Source organism: Paucilactobacillus vaccinostercus DSM 20634 (assembly GCF_001436295.1).
Taxonomy (GTDB): Bacteria; Bacillota; Bacilli; order Lactobacillales; family Lactobacillaceae; genus Paucilactobacillus; species Paucilactobacillus vaccinostercus.
Genome location: NZ_AYYY01000063.1, coordinates 110937 through 129451, shown reverse-complemented (window position 1 = coordinate 129451; position 18515 = coordinate 110937). Strand labels below are relative to the sequence as shown.

At 39.7% G+C, this 18515-nt stretch carries 17 protein-coding genes and 1 tRNA gene; 3 read left to right on the top strand and 15 right to left on the bottom strand.

Going from position 1 to position 18515, the window contains the following annotated elements:
* Window positions 1-62 precede the first annotated feature (62 nt).
* The 9 genes from FC26_RS11090 to FC26_RS11050 form a co-directional block, all read right to left on the bottom strand.
* Window positions 63-1604: a ClC family H(+)/Cl(-) exchange transporter gene (locus FC26_RS11090; RefSeq protein ID WP_057780650.1), complete on the bottom strand. Its 1542-nt coding sequence runs from the start codon at window positions 1602-1604 to the stop codon at window positions 63-65.
* A gap of 78 nt (window positions 1605-1682) precedes the next feature.
* Entirely contained in the window at window positions 1683-3008 is a 1326-nt protein-coding gene (gene eno / locus FC26_RS11085; protein ID WP_057780647.1) for a phosphopyruvate hydratase, read from the bottom strand.
* A gap of 103 nt (window positions 3009-3111) precedes the next feature.
* Window positions 3112-3864, bottom strand: coding sequence for a triose-phosphate isomerase (tpiA, locus tag FC26_RS11080; protein WP_057780645.1), 753 nt, complete (start codon window positions 3862-3864; stop codon window positions 3112-3114).
* A 159-nt stretch (window positions 3865-4023) separates the two neighbouring features.
* Complete coding sequence (locus FC26_RS11075; protein ID WP_057780642.1) at window positions 4024-5583, bottom strand: hypothetical protein; 1560 nt, start codon at window positions 5581-5583, stop codon at window positions 4024-4026.
* 14 nt (window positions 5584-5597) lie between these two features.
* Window positions 5598-7163 carry a glycosyltransferase family protein gene (locus FC26_RS11070; protein WP_057780640.1) on the bottom strand — a complete coding sequence of 522 codons (1566 nt, stop codon included), beginning with the start codon at window positions 7161-7163 and terminating at the stop codon, window positions 5598-5600.
* 29 nt (window positions 7164-7192) lie between these two features.
* Window positions 7193-8800 carry a TIGR03766 family XrtG-associated glycosyltransferase gene (locus FC26_RS11065; protein WP_057780637.1) on the bottom strand — a complete coding sequence of 536 codons (1608 nt, stop codon included), beginning with the start codon at window positions 8798-8800 and terminating at the stop codon, window positions 7193-7195.
* A gap of 36 nt (window positions 8801-8836) precedes the next feature.
* The gene (locus FC26_RS11060) at window positions 8837-10174 is read right to left on the bottom strand and encodes a TIGR03111 family XrtG-associated glycosyltransferase (protein WP_057780634.1); all 1338 of its coding nucleotides are present in this window, start codon (window positions 10172-10174) and stop codon (window positions 8837-8839) included.
* A 9-nt stretch (window positions 10175-10183) separates the two neighbouring features.
* Window positions 10184-10795: an exosortase family protein XrtG gene (gene xrtG / locus FC26_RS11055; RefSeq protein WP_057780631.1), complete on the bottom strand. Its 612-nt coding sequence runs from the start codon at window positions 10793-10795 to the stop codon at window positions 10184-10186.
* Window positions 10792-12087 (bottom strand): Firmicu-CTERM sorting domain-containing protein, encoded by a 1296-nt coding sequence (locus FC26_RS11050; RefSeq protein WP_057780628.1) that lies wholly within the window; start codon window positions 12085-12087, stop codon window positions 10792-10794. Before FC26_RS11050 ends, xrtG begins: the two co-directional genes overlap by 4 nt.
* A gap of 61 nt (window positions 12088-12148) precedes the next feature.
* On the opposite strand from FC26_RS11050, the gene FC26_RS12820 reads away from it, so the two are divergent.
* Window positions 12149-12292, top strand: a complete 144-nt coding sequence (locus tag FC26_RS12820; protein WP_157061205.1) for a hypothetical protein — start codon at window positions 12149-12151, stop codon at window positions 12290-12292.
* A 314-nt stretch (window positions 12293-12606) separates the two neighbouring features.
* On the opposite strand, the gene FC26_RS11045 is transcribed toward FC26_RS12820, so the two are convergent.
* Window positions 12607-13809, bottom strand: a complete 1203-nt coding sequence (locus FC26_RS11045; protein WP_057780625.1) for a phosphoglycerate kinase — start codon at window positions 13807-13809, stop codon at window positions 12607-12609.
* Window positions 13810-13895: 86 nt separating this feature from the next.
* Window positions 13896-14912: a type I glyceraldehyde-3-phosphate dehydrogenase gene (gene gap / locus FC26_RS11040; RefSeq protein ID WP_057780622.1), complete on the bottom strand. Its 1017-nt coding sequence runs from the start codon at window positions 14910-14912 to the stop codon at window positions 13896-13898.
* Between the two features lie 327 nt (window positions 14913-15239).
* Here gap and FC26_RS11035 point away from each other — a divergent pair.
* A tRNA-Arg gene (locus tag FC26_RS11035) sits at window positions 15240-15311 on the top strand.
* Window positions 15312-15415: 104 nt separating this feature from the next.
* Here the strand turns inward: FC26_RS11035 and FC26_RS11030 are convergent.
* From FC26_RS11030 to FC26_RS13165, 4 genes are all read right to left on the bottom strand, one after another.
* Window positions 15416-16168, bottom strand: coding sequence for an epoxyqueuosine reductase QueH (locus FC26_RS11030; protein WP_420835231.1), 753 nt, complete (start codon window positions 16166-16168; stop codon window positions 15416-15418).
* Between the two features lie 150 nt (window positions 16169-16318).
* Entirely contained in the window at window positions 16319-16735 is a 417-nt protein-coding gene (gene lpdD / locus FC26_RS11025; protein ID WP_057780619.1) for a prenylated flavin chaperone LpdD, read from the bottom strand.
* A gap of 17 nt (window positions 16736-16752) precedes the next feature.
* Window positions 16753-17679 (bottom strand): L-lactate dehydrogenase, encoded by a 927-nt coding sequence (locus FC26_RS11020; RefSeq protein WP_057780616.1) that lies wholly within the window; start codon window positions 17677-17679, stop codon window positions 16753-16755.
* A gap of 109 nt (window positions 17680-17788) precedes the next feature.
* On the bottom strand, window positions 17789-17914 hold the full coding sequence (locus FC26_RS13165; protein WP_268872664.1) for a hypothetical protein: 126 nt from the start codon (window positions 17912-17914) through the stop codon (window positions 17789-17791).
* Window positions 17915-18158: 244 nt separating this feature from the next.
* On the opposite strand from FC26_RS13165, the gene FC26_RS12815 reads away from it, so the two are divergent.
* Window positions 18159-18296, top strand: coding sequence for a hypothetical protein (locus tag FC26_RS12815; RefSeq protein ID WP_157061204.1), 138 nt, complete (start codon window positions 18159-18161; stop codon window positions 18294-18296).
* Window positions 18297-18515: the final 219 nt, after the last annotated feature.

The window sequence follows — 18515 nt, the reverse complement described above, 5'->3', positions numbered from 1 at the left end:
TTTTCACCCGTCATACATCTCACTCATTGTATCATAGGTCAATGGATGATTCTAGTTGTTTGCTACTTATTTTTTTCAGTCCCCTGCGCCGCCGTTATAATCTTTACAAACGCACTATGGCGCATTCGGGGGGCCACCGAAATTAAAAGCGTATCGCCGGCTTTAATTTCGGTATCTCCGTGAGGAATCAATTGCTGTTCCCCACGATGAATAGCATACAATAAACAGCTTTTAGGCCAATTAAAATCTCGAACCTGCTTACCGTCTAGTAACGCGCCGACAAATACGGTTGTATGAATCACGTCCTGTGATTTATTCGCAATCAATTGTGGTTCTCGTTGCAACAGTTTTTCTAATAACGACGCATAAATCGGCGCACCATTTAAAATATCCACCACAACGTACGCCACCAATGACACAACGGCTAACGGCATTAAATGCCCCAGAGACCCAACCATTTCCGTAATCAGAAGAATTGCGGTGAATGGGGCCTTACCAATTCCAGCAAAGTACCCCGCCATCGCATAAATAATAAAATTGGCAATATAGACACTAGGCAACAATCCAACGGCATGCATCGCAGCGCCATATAACCCGCCAATCACAGCACCTAAAGTCAAAATGGGGAGAAAAATTCCGCCTGGTAGTTCTGATCCGTAACTCACCATGGAAAATAAGAATCTAAGGAGTAATAGCCCGCCAAATAACAAGACTGATGGATTCATTCGCGTCAAATTAACGATAAGCGAGTTACCGCCGCCGAGTGTTTGTGGCCAATACCAACCAATAATAATGACTAATATGAATGGAACTACTGGATACACAAAAGCCGGTAATTTTAATCGACCATACAATCGGCCCATATTAAAAAGACTAACCTGATACAATCGCCCTAATATTCCCAAAATAATTCCCAAAATGAGTAAATGACCATACTGATTCACCGGTAACGAGTGTGCATAGGTAATGTGTAAAACCGGCGTTAATCCAAAGAAATTCAGCGAAATAAAATCCGCGCTAAGCGCACTGACAAAGGCAGACAACCAAACAACTGGGGAAAAATTATGGTAGACCTCTTCCAAGACAAACATCGTACTGGCAATTGGCGCGTTGAAGGCAGCAGATAATCCAGCTGCTGCACCACTAGCAATTGAAACGCGTCGTGCTAATGGTTTATCATGCCGGAACTCCGCAAATCCTTGTCCAATAGTTGCGCCTAACTGAATCGACGGGCCTTCACGCCCAAGAAATAAACCAGAACCAATAGCTAGGACACCACCAATAAATTTACGCCAAAGTACGGGCCACCAAGCTTCTTCGTAATCACCAGCCAATTGTCCCTCAATCTGGGGAATACCAGATCCCTTAATTGCTGGATAACCTTGCGTTAGTTGTCCCAATCCCAACGCTAACAACACTGAAATTAACACCCACGCGACCAAATATCCTGGCTGCTGATGCAAAAATTGATATCCGATCTTAATGAGTTTCAATTCCCATTCAATTAATAATCTAAACGTACTCACAACAAACCCGGCCAACGCGCCAATGATTATGCCTCGCAGTAGCTGGTTGGTCTTAGTCCGGTCAATGTTCACTTTCATCTTCTCACCCACAGTTTTCTATGTATCAAAAAAGCTCGGCCACAATTGCAGCCCAGCTTCTTTGAATCTCATAACAAATTACTTGTTGATAACGTTGTTACGAGCATCTTCGCTCAAGTTATAGAATGAGTTGATTCCTTTGTATTGAGCAACTGATTCAGACAATTGATCTTCGATACGCATCAATTGGTTGTACTTAGCGATCCGATCAGTCCGGCTCATTGAACCAGTCTTGATTTGACCTGCATTAGTAGCAACAACTAAGTCAGCAATGGTTGTGTCTTCAGTTTCACCTGAACGGTGTGAAACGATCGCTGTGTAACCAGCTTCTTTAGCCATTTCGATTGCTTCCATAGTTTCAGTCAAAGTACCAATTTGGTTAACTTTGATCAAGATTGAGTTTGCAGCACCCATCTTGATACCCTTTGCAAGGTAGTCAGTGTTAGTAACAAAGAAGTCGTCACCAACTAATTGAACCTTCTTGCCAAGTTCGCTGGTAATTTCAGCCCAGTCTTCCCAGTTATTTTCATCGATTGGATCTTCGATTGAAATAATTGGGTACTTAGCAACCAAGTCTTCGAGATACTTAACAAATTCTTCAGTAGTCAGTTCTTCACCAGTTGACCAACGAAGCTTGTACTTCTTGTCTTCGTCGTTCCAAAGTTCTGATGAAGCACAGTCGATGGCAATGGCAACATCTTTGCCTGGCTTGTAGCCGGCTTCAGTGATGGCCTTTACCAAGTATTGTAATGGTTCTTCGTTGTTTGCGAAGTCAGGAGCAAATCCACCTTCGTCACCAACAGAAGTTGCCTTGCCGTCAGCAGCAAGAAGCTTCTTCAATGTGTGGAAAGTTTCTGAACCCATTCGGATAGCTTCCTTGATTGAGTCAGCACCAACAGGCATGATCATAAATTCTTGGAAGTCAACCTTGTTGTCAGAGTGAGCGCCACCATTGATAACGTTCATCATTGGGGTTGGCAATACATGTGCATTGAAACCGCCAAGGTAGTTGTACAGTGGTTGTTCAAGTTCATCAGCAGCAGCACGGGCAGCAGCGATTGAAACAGCCAAAATAGCGTTCGCACCCAACTTAGCCTTGTTTTCTGTACCGTCTAACTTGATCATGGCCTTATCGATAGCAACTTGGTCAGTAACTTCGTAGCCAACGATTTCTTTAGCGATAATGTCGTTAACGTTAGCAACGGCCTTTAATACACCTTTGCCACCAAAACGGCTCTTATCACCATCACGTAATTCAACAGCTTCGTGTTCACCAGTTGAAGCACCTGAAGGCACGATTCCGCGACCTGCGCCGCCAGCTTCTGTATATAATTCAACTTCAACGGTTGGGTTACCACGTGAATCTAGGACTTCGCGTGCGTAAATATCTGTAATAAGTGACATTTGATGATTCTCTCCTCTGATTTTTAAATTTGGAAAGCAGTTCCTGTTTCATTGTATTATTTTGTGCAGTTAAATACAAGTTCTTTTCCATGAGATAATACGGTTATTGGTAATTAACCAGCTGTAAAAATGATTGGGCATCAAGACTTGCGTTTCCGACTAGGGCCCCGTCAATATTATCCTTAGCCATGAGTTCGCCAATATTGTCCGGATTCACACTGCCACCATACAAAACGCGAATCTGATTGGCAAGATCATCGTTATAAACGTCAGCGATGGTTTGCCGGATCAAATAGCACCCCTCTTCAGCTTGTTCAGAACTAGCACTCGTCCCAGTACCAATGGCCCAGCTCGGTTCATAAGCAATGGTGACCCGTTTGACTTCCGTTTCACTCAGCCCTCTAAGATCTGCCATAATTTGGCTAACGACCCAATGAATCTTGTCACCAGCAGCTTGACGTCCCATTGTTTCATCACAACAGACAATCGGATCAAGGCCTGCTCGAATAGCGCCATGCACCTTCTTATTGATAATTTCATCCGTTTCATGGAAATAAAGACGGCGTTCTGAATGACCTAAAATTACATAGTTCACACCCAGTTGTTTGAGTGCGATTGGACTTGTTTCACCGGTATACGCACCAAAATCCTCGTAAAAACAGTTCTCACCGATAATATCAAGATCCGTCGCTTGCGTTCTAGCCGCCATCGCTTGCAAAAAAAGCGCTGGTGCCGCAATTGCACTCTGAACCTGATCTTGCGGAGGTAAATTGGGGATTACTTCATTAATAAACTGCAGTGCTTGATCAGCAGTCTTATTCATTTTCCAGTTTCCAGCAATGAATGGCCTTCGCATGTCTAATTTCCTCCTTTTTTAGCTAACACTCACATTGTAGTGAATATGATGCAAAAACGCTACCAATTTGAGTAAAAACATAACCATCACATGCTTCGATTTTTCAACTGAATCCGATGCCAATAATCACTCATATTAATTCCACTTTTCAGTATTTCATTAGTGAGCCCCTGGAATAAGATGGTCAACCAGTGTCGTTATGCCGGCTGGGTTAACCTGCAAGATACTTCTGTCTTGAACAGATTTACGCAGTCTCGACCACCCAACTAATGCCAGCACATAGGTTACTGGCACTAGCCCCAACATAAAGCTACCATCGCCACCTTCAGAAATTAATAACACTATCAGAAAGCTAAATTGTGTCAATTGTAAAATTCGCATCAGAGGCGAAGTATCTAGAATACTCAATAACAGTCCTAAAGTAATCATTATCCAAAAGACCTGTGCAATCGTCTTATAAATCGTAACGTGTTTGTCAAATTTGAAAAAGAATGAACGAATAAACTTAAAATGGGCCGTTCCTTGAGGCTCATCTAGCAGCCCTGCAAACGTTCCGTCACTAGTTGTATGATAATTCTTTTGTACCAAGAATCGAACATACCCTAGCACCCCAAACTTTTTTAACCGCTGCTTGATTACCTTGGTATTGGCTGCACGCTGCGCATTTCGTTTAGTAAAACTCGCACTGTACTGTTCATCAATTTGCGAGTAGTTGCCCATCGTCGATGCGTTCATCCCCAACATGACATAGTAGCTAGGTAATAATTTTAGTGCCGAATTGTTAGTTATAATGGTTTGCTGTGTCGTATTTTTTTGGTTAATCCCAGTCAATCCACCAATTGTTAAGATCAAAATTAGTGCTCCCAGAATGATTCCCTTGATAAATTGAGCATTCTTGTGCTTACGTTTTCCAATTGCTACCAACATTGCTACTAGCAAAACTAACCCCAAAATGAATGAACTGGGTCTAGCTAGGTAAGCCATGAATCCCCCACACCCCAACATCACATTGGTTAAAATTATTTTGACATAATTACTAAATCCTGAATTAAATTCAATAATTAATAGCTGGGCCGCAAAAATAACTAACGTAATCGAAAATAATAATAGACTGTCATTGCTAAACACAACCAACCGTGGACTTAACAAAATACAGATGGGGACCAATCCCCAAACACTCATTCGCTTTAAAGAACGTCGTAAAATCAGGTACAATATCGCCATTGCGCCATCTATAAGAATAATATTTAAAATGACGAAAACTAAATTGAGATTTGTAATTCCCATTGATCTTGTCACATGGTAAATACCACGTTCTATCAACATCAGTGAAAAATGATTTGGATATCGGACGAAATCATTATACAAATAGCTGCCTTCAGAGAGGGTATTGCTTGTAACAGCCCACTTAATCAGTCCCGAATTAAATCCATTTACGCCCATTAAGGAAGTCACTAACGTTAGCTGTAACACCACCATTAGTCCAAGCGCAGTCCACCCTTGCTTAACGACCAGCCAAACTTTTTGTCCAACGGTTACATAGTTGAACTTGAAAAGATGCCCAAATAAAATTAACGCTGAAACAACAATTAAAATAATCATTAAAAGTGTCCCAATAACAAGCCCATTCAAATTACTGGTCGTCAGCGTTCCAACAAAGACAAGCAGAAACATAATTAAAATTATTCGGTTAAATAAAAGTTTCGAAAAAGTTTTCATAAAATGTTCCCCCACTATCTACGTTTATTTGACAGGTTACTTGAACTATCCAGATGCCATTCCAGTATCCGAGGTAAATTCAAAGCTTTGAGTTTAGACCAGCCAATCATTGAAAGCAGTCCGATAATTGGAATGAACTGGAGCATATATCTGGAACGACCACCTTCGAAAATCAGTAAAAACAATAGTAACCCGATAAATGACATTCTTAGTATCCGTGCGAACAATGAGCTGTCCAATAGACTAAGTACCACTCCGATCATAGTAAAAATCCACAAAATTTGAGCAACAATTCTAAAATAGGAATATCGAGATCCATACGGATGTAACAGTGAATATAGCACCGAATGTTTTTTCACTGAGACTGAATAAAGCGAGCTATCATTGGCCCATGCTAACGTCCCGTCACTTGTATTTCTGTAATATTTCAGTGCTAAAAATTTTAAGTACCCGGTCACTCCAAAATTTTTTAATCTCTTCTTGATCTTTCGAATATTCGCACGATCTTCCTCACCCTGACTATGCTTTTGGTCGCCTTTAACCGCATACTTTAGGCTGTAGTCGTAGTCCTTCATAGAAAAACCACCTTGCGAATCCGTACTCATACCCATCATGATAAAATGGGTCGGTGTGAAACTGACGTTTTTATTAATATTGACCAGTGTTTCATTTTTGGTCGCGTAACTTTTACCAATTTGAAGAACACCAAATAAACCGATTACCGTTGCCATGCCGACAATGATATATAACAGACATTGTCGTTTGTTCTTCTGTTTTCGTTCCGTTAACAACAACGAAAACAGGACTTCGACACCAATTGCAACGACTATAATTAGGATCGTCGGCCTAAGCTGATATGCAAAAAACAGCAACCCACCAAAAGACAGACCATTGATTACAATCGCTTTAATGGTCAATTGATGTTTTTTTACAAGCTCAGTCACATTTTGAATTATCCAAAGCAGGCAAGCTAATAAAGGTAGCATAAAAGTGTCAGAATAGGCAACGACGACCCACGGTGAAATAATAAATGTTACCGGTAGCAACGCCCAAATGATTTTTTTATTCGTGTACTTCCTTAATATCACTGACATCATCAAAATGGCACCATCAATAAATACTAAATTAACAGCATTAAGCATATAACTAAAATTATGAATTCCCAGTATTTTACTAATTATAAAAATCAATCGTTCAAGGTATAACAAGCCTAAATTGTTCGGATTAATCGAAAAATACCAGTTACTTCTTACCCCCATTGCCGCTGCTCTTACAATTCCAGCATCGTACCCTGTCTGAAAAGAAAAAAATCGAATCAAAATCAATTGATATACGATTACCAAAGCCCAAAAAAGCCAGGCTTTATGCGTTAAAAGACTCAATTTTTTGAATTCTTTTAACACAATATCATGTTCTCTCGCAAAAATAGTAATTATACCGGCGATAAAGAATAACCACGCCACTACGAGGCCGAACTGCTGTGTATCTGTAAAATTCTTAGACGCAAAAGTGCCCGCCAATATTAATATAAACAACCCCAAAATAGTAATATCAATTGCATTTCTAATCCTATTTCTCATATTACATTCACCACCCAATTCTCATCATTTCACGCTTTATTCTGACGCCTTGCAAATCCAACTTTAAATAATCCACCAAGAAGGCGGTAAGACTCTTCCGCCACCAAGGTCGCCATTAATAAAAAGATTGGCAGAAATTGAATTAAATACCGACTTCGACCACCTTCAAACATAAGTAAAAAAAGCATTCCGCCGATAATTGCTAGTCGAAATAGCTGAACTACCATTTGCCGATTACGCCAGCTGAAGAAAATCATTCCCAGCCAAATAACCCACCAAAACTGTGCTAAAAATCGAAAATCGCCAATATGAGTTCCATACAAATAAACAAACTGTCGGAGGCTGCCAGCAAAGCCACGGTGTGCTGGATGAGTCACACCATCATTAATAAAATGACCTTCTTTAACCCAGGCAAAGGTGCCATCCGCAGTATTATTGCGTTGCTTTTTCAGTAAAAACTTTCCGTATCCCAAGACCCCCATTTTCTTCATTCGCGATACTAGCATGTTCCTTGAGTACGCTACACGAGCTTCTTTCGTAGGTAATTCGGCCATTATCAATGCATCATGGGCATTATATCCACCTTCTCCAGATACTCCCATACTCATAAAATGAATCGCCGGAATTGCCCGTTGACGATTAACAACAACGTAGTTCTGATTATTTAAATAATAGTTACCTCCAAAATACGCGCCTCCCAATGTCAGCAAAACAATCATTGGGATCATCATCCGAAATGTTAAAATTCGATCGATTCCGTGATTAATCCTTTGAATTGTAAGTTGTCTGAACGTAAATAATTTGATTGTATGATTTTGAATCCAATATAATATTTCAATCAAAATTATTGCAATTACTGGAATAATCGCAGAAGGTTTCATAAAATACGCACCAGCAATTGACAGACCTAACAAAAATGCTACAAAGTATGCTGACCTAAATCGTAAATGACCAAAGCGCAAACTAAAATAGCAAAACATGTAACAAGATACTAAAGGCAATACCCAAGTATCCGTATAGGGCACAATAATCATCGGGAAAATCGAAAGCCATATTGCATGAATATAAATGCCTAATGCCGTCTTTTGTCGATCTATAATGCGAATTGAAATAATATTTAGTAATGCTGAAAGATCAACGACGATCATGGTTACCAAATCCATTGCTAACCATGAAGTACTATGTAAGAGCTGTGCCACTCCATGTAATATCAATAGTAACGGTAAGTTATTAGGATTAATACTGAAATAGGCTTGAAGTTGACTATTCTGGGGTTCTATTAATCCCAGATGAATTGCACCAACATCAAACCCAATCGCTGGATGAACACATATTATAAACAGCAATTGCCATGCCATTACCACGCCCATTAATAAGCTCGCTGTTAACAGTTGATGCTGTACAAAAATCCGCCACGCTATGTGACGGATTTTTGGATAAACAATGATTGCAACGACAATCGTGACGACAAAAATCAAGAACATCGTGGTTACAATAGTCGTTCCCGCACCTGTTGTTAAATTATCACCAACAATTAAATTAGGAAATGTGACTGCACAAATAAACGTGATACCAAACAAAAAATTAAAAAGATATAAAATGCCCCGATTGCTAATGCGAAACAACTTCTTATTCACGGTAAAAAACTCCCCAACCAATCAAATTAAAATCTTTTACTTCCGAGTTTCTTTGACTCGCTGTAAATCCTCTTTGAAAACAGATCGGACACTTCCAACTTCATCATCAAATTTTTTCGTGTTCCAAACAGCCATCTCCGTCATCGTATTTAAAATTCCAACGAATCGAATAAATGCAACAACAAAATTATAGATTGGTAATGTCAACGCTACCCAAGCAAGTCGCGTATAAAAGCGTCGTTCTTCTGTAAAATCACGCAATAACATCCGCACACATACATAATTAAATAGTGCGACAACCACATAGAGGATATAAATAATAAAGTATGACATTGCCATCATAATGACTGAATATCGAAAAAAAAGTAACGCAATACTGGCAAAAATCCAAATCATCTTAGGAAACAAAAATGTATGATCAATAATCATGCGTCGAATTAAGAAATTACTAAAGAAATTTTTTAATTCAATATGCTTTGAATATTCCTGCGAAACTTCAATTTCTCCTCGTTGCCATCGCTGACGTTGTGTATATAATTGCGACAATCGATTAATTGGCTCAATATAAAAAATTGCATCCGAACAAATAACAACCTTTCGTTTTAGTTTTTCACGAATTTGAAAGGTCATATCGGTATCTTCGCCAACCGTTGAAGTGCTATACATAAATGTGTTGAGTAATGCTTCTTTTCTAAAGGCTGAAAAGGCACCAGACATTGTAAACATTTGGTTACTATCGGACTCGATCACTCTGCCAGACAAAAACGCCTGTGCATATTCAAAATATTCGTTTTTATTCAGTATTTTTCTAAAAAATCCCTTTTGAGTCTTAATTTGTTCCTTTTGAGTTAATATTGTGCCAGTCATCGCTGCTGCATCATAGTCATTTTCAAAACGTAGCACCATATTCATCAGTGCGTGCGATTCGAGGACACCATCGCTGTCTATGTTAAATATGTAAGTCCCAATGCTTTCATATATCGCCGAGTTAAGTGCTTTAGCCTTTCCTTGCTCGGTATGAATCAACTGCATATGCATATCACTAAAATGCGAGTGAGCACGGCTGAACACTTCAAAACTACTATCTGTACTCTGATTATCTGCCAAGATCACCTGCACTAACTCCGTTGGATACGTAGAATCATGAATTGATTGAATACAACGATACAGCGTATCCTCGGAATTGTAGACGGGGACAATTACAGAAATAAATGGCATTTTATCAGGCATCTCTAATTTTTTGTGTCGCAAATTTTTCAAAAAGAGTCTAAAAATCGAAAAAAAAGCCGGTATAATTTCAACCACGATTGGAATTAAAGCCCAAGTAAGCCAGAATCCCATTTTAAATAATGTTAAATTTAACCAGTATTCCATATTGATTTTTTACTCCCTTCTAAATCGAATCCTATGCATTCGCGCTTTAAAATTATTATATAAGCTATGCGAAATTTGTGAGTAAGTAAAAACGTTATAATACAATACGATCACTAAAACATAAAATACCATTCGTCCTATAACTGAATGAGCCAAAAAGAATAGATTGCCACCACCAAAATGTGTGATTGTAATCACAGTCATCAGACGAATGACATTTGCCAAATAAATCCATAAAATTCCCCATAAAACAAAGAAAACTTTCTCAAATTTGTTAAATAGTGGGTAAAAGACCGCCAAACTTATAAACGCAGTAGTTTCAATAATCCCTGAACATTCATAATCAATCGACATCATGACTGGGGATGTCGGATTACTAATGCTCACTAACCCATATTTGGGCATAATCGTGCTCATATGAGTAAGTCCACCCAACCATCCAATGCCATGAAGAACGGCATGTGTAAAAAACCAAACCCAGTATGGATCACTTAACGCAATTAAGATGAAAAATAGGCCCCCGCTTCCAACAATAAAGAAAAAAGCGGATAACTTTGACCGCTTTAAAACAGACAAAACATATAGCCATATAATTGTCCCAACTATAATGTATACGTTCATGGTTTTGTCACCGTATATCTCTTTTTCTTCAATTTATCACCCGTCAATCCCGTCATTTTGATAACTGACATAGATGCGATCACAAAACCAGCACCCGCTAGTACGACGGGGCCAGTGCTTCCACCAGTTGTCTCCAATGTGCCATCCCAAATAGCGCCATGACTAATCTTAATTGTCTGATCACTAGTATCGGAAAGTCCCTGCAAGCCAGATATGGGAATATCAAATTCAAGTTGTTGACTTGCATCTCCAGTACTGTCCATTAATTTTTGATAAATTTCGGCCTGACCACCGGCAACCTTGTAGTAAGACCCATCACTATTGTCATAGACCCAGATATCAGCCGTTACATTATCTCCCGATTTAATTGAATCAACATCGATCGCAGTTTCTGTTCCAGGATACACTAAATTCACTGTAAATGTTTTACCACCGACATTTAATTGGTAGTTACCGGGTTGCACCCTGTAATAACCACCTTGATGTACCTCAGAAGTATCCGGAGCCATATTCAGATAAAAGTAGATACTCTTACTATCCGCTACCAAAGCCCCTTCTTTATGATTATAGGTATCACCATTTGAATACAAATTCGACTTAGTTAAATTTGCCCAGTCATCATAATCTCCATCAATCTTAATATCAAGTTTCCCAGAAGCATTATTGTTTTCAGCCAGACTCGTTTCGGTGTTAGCATCATCTGTTGACGATTGACCAAGTGCTTGCGAAATAGCGCCACTTCCTTGAAGTGCACTAGATAAATTCGTATTAATTGTATCACCAGACTCATCACTTACGGCCGCACTATTAAATGCAGTCGATAAATCAATATTCTCTGACGTTGCATCTGGGCCACCTAATTGATTATTTGAAAAAACGACCGTCTTAACTGCAGAAGCCGCTCCAAGATCAGAAAATGATACATTCATTTTAATCGTATATGTACTGCCAGTTACCGTAATTACAGCTGTTCCAACAATGGCAGAAGTTCCATTTGATTCAACTTGTACCGTTTTTGTTTGTCCATCACTAAGATTACTAACATTTTCACTCAAAGATAAGTCATATGTTTTTTCACCAATTTTAACAGTATATCCATTATTGGGAATCCACCAACTGCTAGTTGCATAGATATAGACATTGTTAGCATCATTAGCACAAGCATATGTCTGACCGTTATTACCGTTTTGTTTATCAACACTATTCCAATAATCATCACTATTAGTAAATGTCTTGTCAGTTGAGCTCGACGATGAACTACTGCTTAGTACACCACTTGCAGAACTGCTCAAAAGCGCCTGCAGTGAACTCTCAGAAGAATTATTACTTACAGAATTATCGGACGAACTTGAAATGGCATTATTGGTTGACGAACTACTGGTTGAAACTTTTTTATTCGAAGAACTGCTCGACGATACATTATCTGAGCTTGAACTAGAACTAGAACTTGAACTTGAACTTGAACTTGAATCTAATGTTCCGTCACTATCAGCATGAATAGCTGGTGTAGCTATCGACACCACCCCCAAGCATGCCATTAGCATTATTAGTGAATTTTTCATATTACTCCCCTTACAAATCTTTTGATAACCAAGAATATCTATCTGTTAAATTCAGCCTACTTTTTACGCCATTATACATTTATAACAAATAACAGTAAATACGCTGCCACCCTTTGTCATATTTCCGTAACTATGTGCTTACTTCTATATAATACATGTGCTACATTAATTTCGATATACTTTAACGTTATTTTCTAATTTTATGTAAGAAAAAAGAGAGTCCAAGTGGATTCTCTTTTTTGAATGTATCTATTTTTCAGAAATTGAAGCAATTCCTGGTAATGTCTTACCTTCAAGATATTCAAGTGAAGCACCACCACCGGTTGAAATGTGAGTGAGGCTATCAGCAACGCCTAATTGTTGAACGGCAGCAGTTGAATCTCCACCACCAACAATGGTTGTTGCATCGCTTAAAGTACCCAAGAATTTACCAATTTCAAGTGTTCCGTTGGCAAAGTTGCTCATTTCGAACACACCCATTGGTCCGTTCCAAACAACCGTCTTAGCATCCTTCAAAACATCTTTAAACAAGTCAACTGACTTAGGTCCAATATCAAGGGCCATGTAGCCATCAGGAATATCATTATCCACGATCTTGCTTTCAGCATCGTTATTGAATTCCTTCGCAATCACAGAATCGATTGGCAATACTAACTTATCGCCGGCCTTTTCCATGATTTCCTTGGCTAAATCAATTTTGTCTTCTTCGACCAATGAGTTCCCAATCTTAATACCCTTAGCAGCGTAGAAAGTATAAGTCATTCCACCACCAACGATCACTTTATCAGCCTTGCTGAGTAAGTTGTTGATTACACCAATCTTATCAGAAACCTTTGCACCACCAAGAATGGCAACAAATGGGTGAACTGGGTTATCAACGGCGTTACCGATAAACTTGATTTCCTTTTCCATTAAGAAACCAGCAGCGGCTTGGTCCATGTTTGAAGCAATTCCCACGTTTGATGCGTGTGAACGATGAGCAGTTCCAAAGGCGTCGTTAACAAAAACGTCGCCAAGTGATGCCCAGTATTTGCCCAATTCAGGATCATTCTTTGATTCACGCTTAACATTCTCACCATCAACAACGTCTTCATAACGAGTATTTTCCATCACCAATACATCGCCATTGTTCATGTTATCGATAGCATCTTCAAGCTGTTTGCCTTCTGTTACAGGAACAAAAGTCACTGGCTTATCGAGAAGGTTTGAAAGACGTTCAGCAACTGGACGCATTGATAATGCAGGCTTGTCTTCTTCCTTCTTGATCCGGCCAAGATGTGATAACAGGATGGCACGGCCACCATGTTCCATTACATACTTGATTGTTGGGAGTGCAGCAACGATTCGGTTATCGTTACCAATCACACCGTCTTTGATTGGCACATTGAAATCAACGCGCATTAAAACTTTTTTGCCTTCTAATTCAAGGTCTTCAACAGTTAATTTAGCCATTGTATCTCTCCTATAATTAATCGATGTTTGATATTAAAAAAGTGAGAGGAGTTCTCCTCCTCCCACCTAGGTGAAACTAATCTAAATTAAAGTGTAGCAAAGTGTAACAAAGTACGGATCATGTTACTTGTGAAGCCGTATTCGTTGTCATACCAAGCAACAGTCTTAACTAATTGAGTGTCCCCAACAGTTGTAACTTCTGTTTGTGAAGGATCGAATACTGAGCCGTGTGTGTTACCAATGATATCGCTTGATACGATTTCATCTTCAGTGTAACCAAAGGCATCGTTGCTGTCTGAAGCCTTCTTCATTGAAGCATTGATTTCATCAACAGTAACCTTCTTGTCCATAACTGAAACTAATTCAGTCAATGAACCGTCAACAACAGCAACACGTTGTGCGTGTCCTTGTAACTTACCGTTCAATTCTGGGATAACTAAGCCAATAGCCTTAGCAGCACCAGTTGAATGAGGAATAGTGTTGACACTAGCTGTACGGTTGTTACGCATCTTCTTGCCACGAGGTCCATCAAGAATCATTTGAGTTGATGTGAAGGCGTGGATAGTCGTCATAGTACCAGCTTTGATACCAAAGTCTTTGTTCAAAAAGTATGCCATTGGTGCCAAGCAGTTAGTTGTGCATGAACCAGCAGAAACAATCTTGTCGTCTGAATCAAGGATGTCTAAGTTAACACCTGGAACAACGGTCTTGATGTCACCAGCTGGTGCAGAAATCAAGACACGCTTTGCGCCGGCGTTAAGGTGAGCTTGTGACTTTTCTTTTGAAGTGTAGAAACCAGTACATTCAAGGACAAAGTCAACGCCGTCATTCTTAACCCAAGGAATATCGTTAGCATCGCGTTCTGCGTAAACTGGGTATTCTTTTCCGTCAACAACGATTCCATTATCAGTGGCGCTAACTTCGCCAGGGAAGGCACCGTGTGTTGAGTCATACTTGAGTAAGTATGCCAACATTGAAGGTGTTGTTAAGTCGTTGATTGCGACCACTTCAATATCATTTGACTCTGCGCCCAATTCGTGGATGCGGCGGAAAGCTAAACGACCAATACGGCCGAAACCATTAATACCAATTTTTACAGTCATACTGCAATTTCCTCCTTTAGGAAAATAAGTTTTAGTTTAAAAACGTACTTGTTAAGTATATCACGTCATCACAAAATATAACAGGTGCAGCCAAAAAAATCCATAAACTACTCACCAACAATATCCGTACGGCGTTCCAACAGCAAGTACAATTAACACCACGTATATAATATATGAAAAAACGGCATTAGTAAAATATATTACTCAAATTTGGCAAAATTATCGTTCAAATTATAATTTTTAGTTACTTTATTGGAATTTTATTGGCTTAGTGTAATTTAACTCTTGTATTTTCATGTATTATTCGGTATCATATTACTTTGTTAGGCGCCCTTAGTGTAATGGATCGCACGTGAGATTCCGGTTCTTGAGATCGGGGTTCGACTCCCCGGGGGCGCATCAAAAGTTTTGCAAGCCATATGCTTCGGCATATGGCTTTTTTGTACACTCGAAACAAAAAAACATGCTGACAACTTTCGTATCCGTTATCAGCATGTTCTGCTTTAATCTGCTTGATAGGTAATTTGATCAAAATTATCATTTTGATGTTGTTTAACGAACGCGGTCGCCTCGCGATTAATCCGCTTCAAATCGACGCCCTGTTGTCGGGCCGCAAAGAGGCACCCACAATAGCATTGCCGATAAACATCATATTCCGCACACATTTGAACGGAGCGACGATACCCACCCCGTTTTTTAAAATCGCTTGGTAAATAAGAAACATCATACATATGTTGAACATCGAGTCCTAATCGATTAATGATCTGGGCATTTTTATGGGGACTGATGGTGAGTGCACTGCCGAAGTAATCAAACTGCCATTCTTGGGCCTTCTGAGCCACGCGATCAAGTCGATAATTGTAACACAGTTGACACCGTGCACCACCCTCTGGTGCGTCTTTTAAATCACGAACAACTTCCAACCACTTGCTAGGTTCATATGTCGCACTGACAAACGTCACCTGGTTCCCAGTTTGCGCATTAAAATCTGTAATAAATTGCTCCTGAACCAACTTGCGCCGCTCGTACTCCATTCGTGGATGAATATTAGGATTATCATAGTACACCGTTACATCCGCAAACTGCGTTAAATATTCCAACGTATACGTACTACATGGTGCACAACAACTGTGGAGTAATATTTTGGGTCGCCGCGCTTCATCTTGCCATTTTTGAACTAATTTTTGCAAGACCAGATCATAATTGATTTTCTGTCCCTTTTCAAACATCCCCTGAATTTGCTCGTATTCAAGCACACTATCATCTCCCAAGTTCAACTTTAATTTTAATTATACACGATCGCTAAACACCTATCTAACCCATCGCGTAACTAAAAGCACAAATCACCAAATTATTCTGGACTTTTTCAAATGATGATCGCTAACCGTAAAAAACCCAGTTTTCAATTACTTGGGTTGTTCATGGTCACTATAATACTCGGGCCGTGCTGACGTCACGGGGTGTTGTGCCAACCACTCACAAATTTCATCCGCTAATCGGTCACTCATTGGTGCTGAGGCCGCAATTTGATTTTGTGTAATTTGATTGACATGCACCCCCGCCAAAATCGTGGCACTTCCAATCAGGTGGGCTTGAATGCGTTGCGCAATTCGGCGAGAAATAAAATCATCCTTGTGAAACCGGCCATCGTGACTCGGGTACCGAACGGTTTCAATTTTAGTCTGTTTTGTCAGTGTAGTTACGACCCCAATATGCGGATTATCGCCACCCGTTACTGTAATTAACAGATCCGTGCCAATTTGGCGTAAATCAGCAGTGATCGTGTAATTTTCCTGGGTCGTTGTAAATCGTGCAGTCGCCATACAATCATCCTCCATACTTATGCGTTTAGGCTTTCAGTAACTTTCATTTGTATAAAATCGGCGGAAACTTGTAACTTAGCAAGTTCATCTTTCGTTAAGTCTAACTGAACGGGTGCAACAATCCCATCAGCGCCAATAATGGCTGGGTACGATAAGTATGTCGCATATTCAGGACGAAAATTTGAAACAACTAATTGACTATGCGCGTCCGTTAAAATCGCATTCATCAATCGAACTGCCGCAGTTGCAATCCCGTAGTTCGTATATTTTTTGGCATGGAAGACCCGATCGCCACCTAAAATCGATTCTTGCTTGATTAATTCCAAGTCAAGTCTCCGCATCTGTGCAACTTGCGTCATCGGGCGCCCTAAAACACGGACCGTTGACCAAGCAGTAAATTGCGAATTGCCGTGTTCGCCGAGGTTGTATCCGGTAATTGATCGTGGATCAAGGCCCAAAGTTGTCGAAACGGCCCGCTTCATACGTGCAGAATCCAATAATGTCCCGGTGCCAATCACGTGCTTTTGTGGCAACCCAGTTACTTCTTGAAAAATAGAAGTAATCACATCCACTGGATTCGAGATAACAATCATTTTTCCGTGAAATCCACTCGCCTTAATCTTCTCGGCAACAGAACGGGCAGCCTGTCGCGTAAACGGCAATTCCGCAAACCGATCATCATCAGTATTATCTTGCAATTGAATGTTACCCACTGCAGAGATAACAATATCGGCATCTGCAAGTGCAACGTAGTCATTAACCTTAATCTTGGTATAGTGCGGTAAATTCGCCATAGCATCCTGAAAATCAGTAGCTTCAGCGATCACCTTCGCCTCATTGGTATCAATTAGTACGAGTTCATCCGCAAAATGGTCAGCAATAATATAGTGTGCAACCGTCGCGCCAACGTGTCCAATTCCAATAATTGCAACTTTTCTTGGCATCCTCAACATCCCTTCAAGTTCAATTAACTTCTATTTTTTAAAATCAGAGGTATTTCTCAATTTTTTCTAACAAAAAAGCCCTTCACCGAGGTGAAAGGCATAAACATCATTACTTAGCAGGTTTTTGCTTTGCCCATGCTCGTAATGCTTCAATTTTCTTTTCTTTTTTGGCGCGATCGTACTTAGGAGCTACCGGACGGCGTCCTTGTACACCATGTGGATGTGCTTTACGCATATGAATATGCCTCCTTCTACTTCCTCTTCATTAATAATCAACATTCCAATTATATCGGTCTGCCCTCGATAAATCAACCTTTTTTAAAATCCAGCGTCATTCTCATCGAATTATGATCTATACCAATTTATAAATTATATTTTAAATTTGTTTAATCAAAAGGCTTTACAATGTATACCAATATCATTATAATGAATCTGTTGTTAAGTTACTGATCCTTAACGAAAACCATGGGAGGTGCACGATGTCAGAAAATGATACCAGTTCACTCAACCAGTTAGACGCTTTGAAAGACTTTTATGCACATGATGATCGCGAAGAGCTCGATCAATGCAGTGTTCAAAAAGAACTATCTTGGTTAAGCGAATCACTCAATCAATAAATTAAACACTAAAGTATAGCAACCTACGCTTATCATCTTGACTGGATTACGCAGCGTACCGATTATTTTAAAGTTGCTATGCTTTTTTTGTGCCCTCATATGGTAGACGGCACTCAAATCCATTATAATCTAGACGAGGTCATCATGTTTCATCTGTGATGCGCGAGATTTGAGATAAATCATTTGACCTTTATTGACCAACGCGTTAAACTACATTTA

Bases quoted from the DNA above. Each gene is read 5' to 3' on its own strand.
- FC26_RS11090 (WP_057780650.1), bottom strand. From the start codon at position 1,604: ATGAAAGTGAACATTGACCGGACTAAGACCAACCAGCTACTGCGAGGC.
- eno (WP_057780647.1), bottom strand. From the start codon at position 3,008: ATGTCACTTATTACAGATATTTACGCACGCGAAGTCCTAGATTCACGT.
- tpiA (WP_057780645.1), bottom strand. From the start codon at position 3,864: ATGCGAAGGCCATTCATTGCTGGAAACTGGAAAATGAATAAGACTGCT.
- FC26_RS11075 (WP_057780642.1), bottom strand. From the start codon at position 5,583: ATGAAAACTTTTTCGAAACTTTTATTTAACCGAATAATTTTAATTATG.
- FC26_RS11070 (WP_057780640.1), bottom strand. From the start codon at position 7,163: ATGAGAAATAGGATTAGAAATGCAATTGATATTACTATTTTGGGGTTG.
- FC26_RS11060 (WP_057780634.1), bottom strand. From the start codon at position 10,174: ATGGAATACTGGTTAAATTTAACATTATTTAAAATGGGATTCTGGCTT.
- xrtG (WP_057780631.1), bottom strand. From the start codon at position 10,795: ATGAACGTATACATTATAGTTGGGACAATTATATGGCTATATGTTTTG.
- FC26_RS12820 (WP_157061205.1), top strand. From the start codon at position 12,149: ATGGCATTATTGGTTGACGAACTACTGGTTGAAACTTTTTTATTCGAA.
- FC26_RS11045 (WP_057780625.1), bottom strand. From the start codon at position 13,809: ATGGCTAAATTAACTGTTGAAGACCTTGAATTAGAAGGCAAAAAAGTT.
- gap (WP_057780622.1), bottom strand. From the start codon at position 14,912: ATGACTGTAAAAATTGGTATTAATGGTTTCGGCCGTATTGGTCGTTTA.
- lpdD (WP_057780619.1), bottom strand. From the start codon at position 16,735: ATGGCGACTGCACGATTTACAACGACCCAGGAAAATTACACGATCACT.
- FC26_RS11020 (WP_057780616.1), bottom strand. From the start codon at position 17,679: ATGCCAAGAAAAGTTGCAATTATTGGAATTGGACACGTTGGCGCGACG.
- FC26_RS13165 (WP_268872664.1), bottom strand. From the start codon at position 17,914: ATGCGTAAAGCACATCCACATGGTGTACAAGGACGCCGTCCGGTAGCT.
- FC26_RS12815 (WP_157061204.1), top strand. From the start codon at position 18,159: ATGTCAGAAAATGATACCAGTTCACTCAACCAGTTAGACGCTTTGAAA.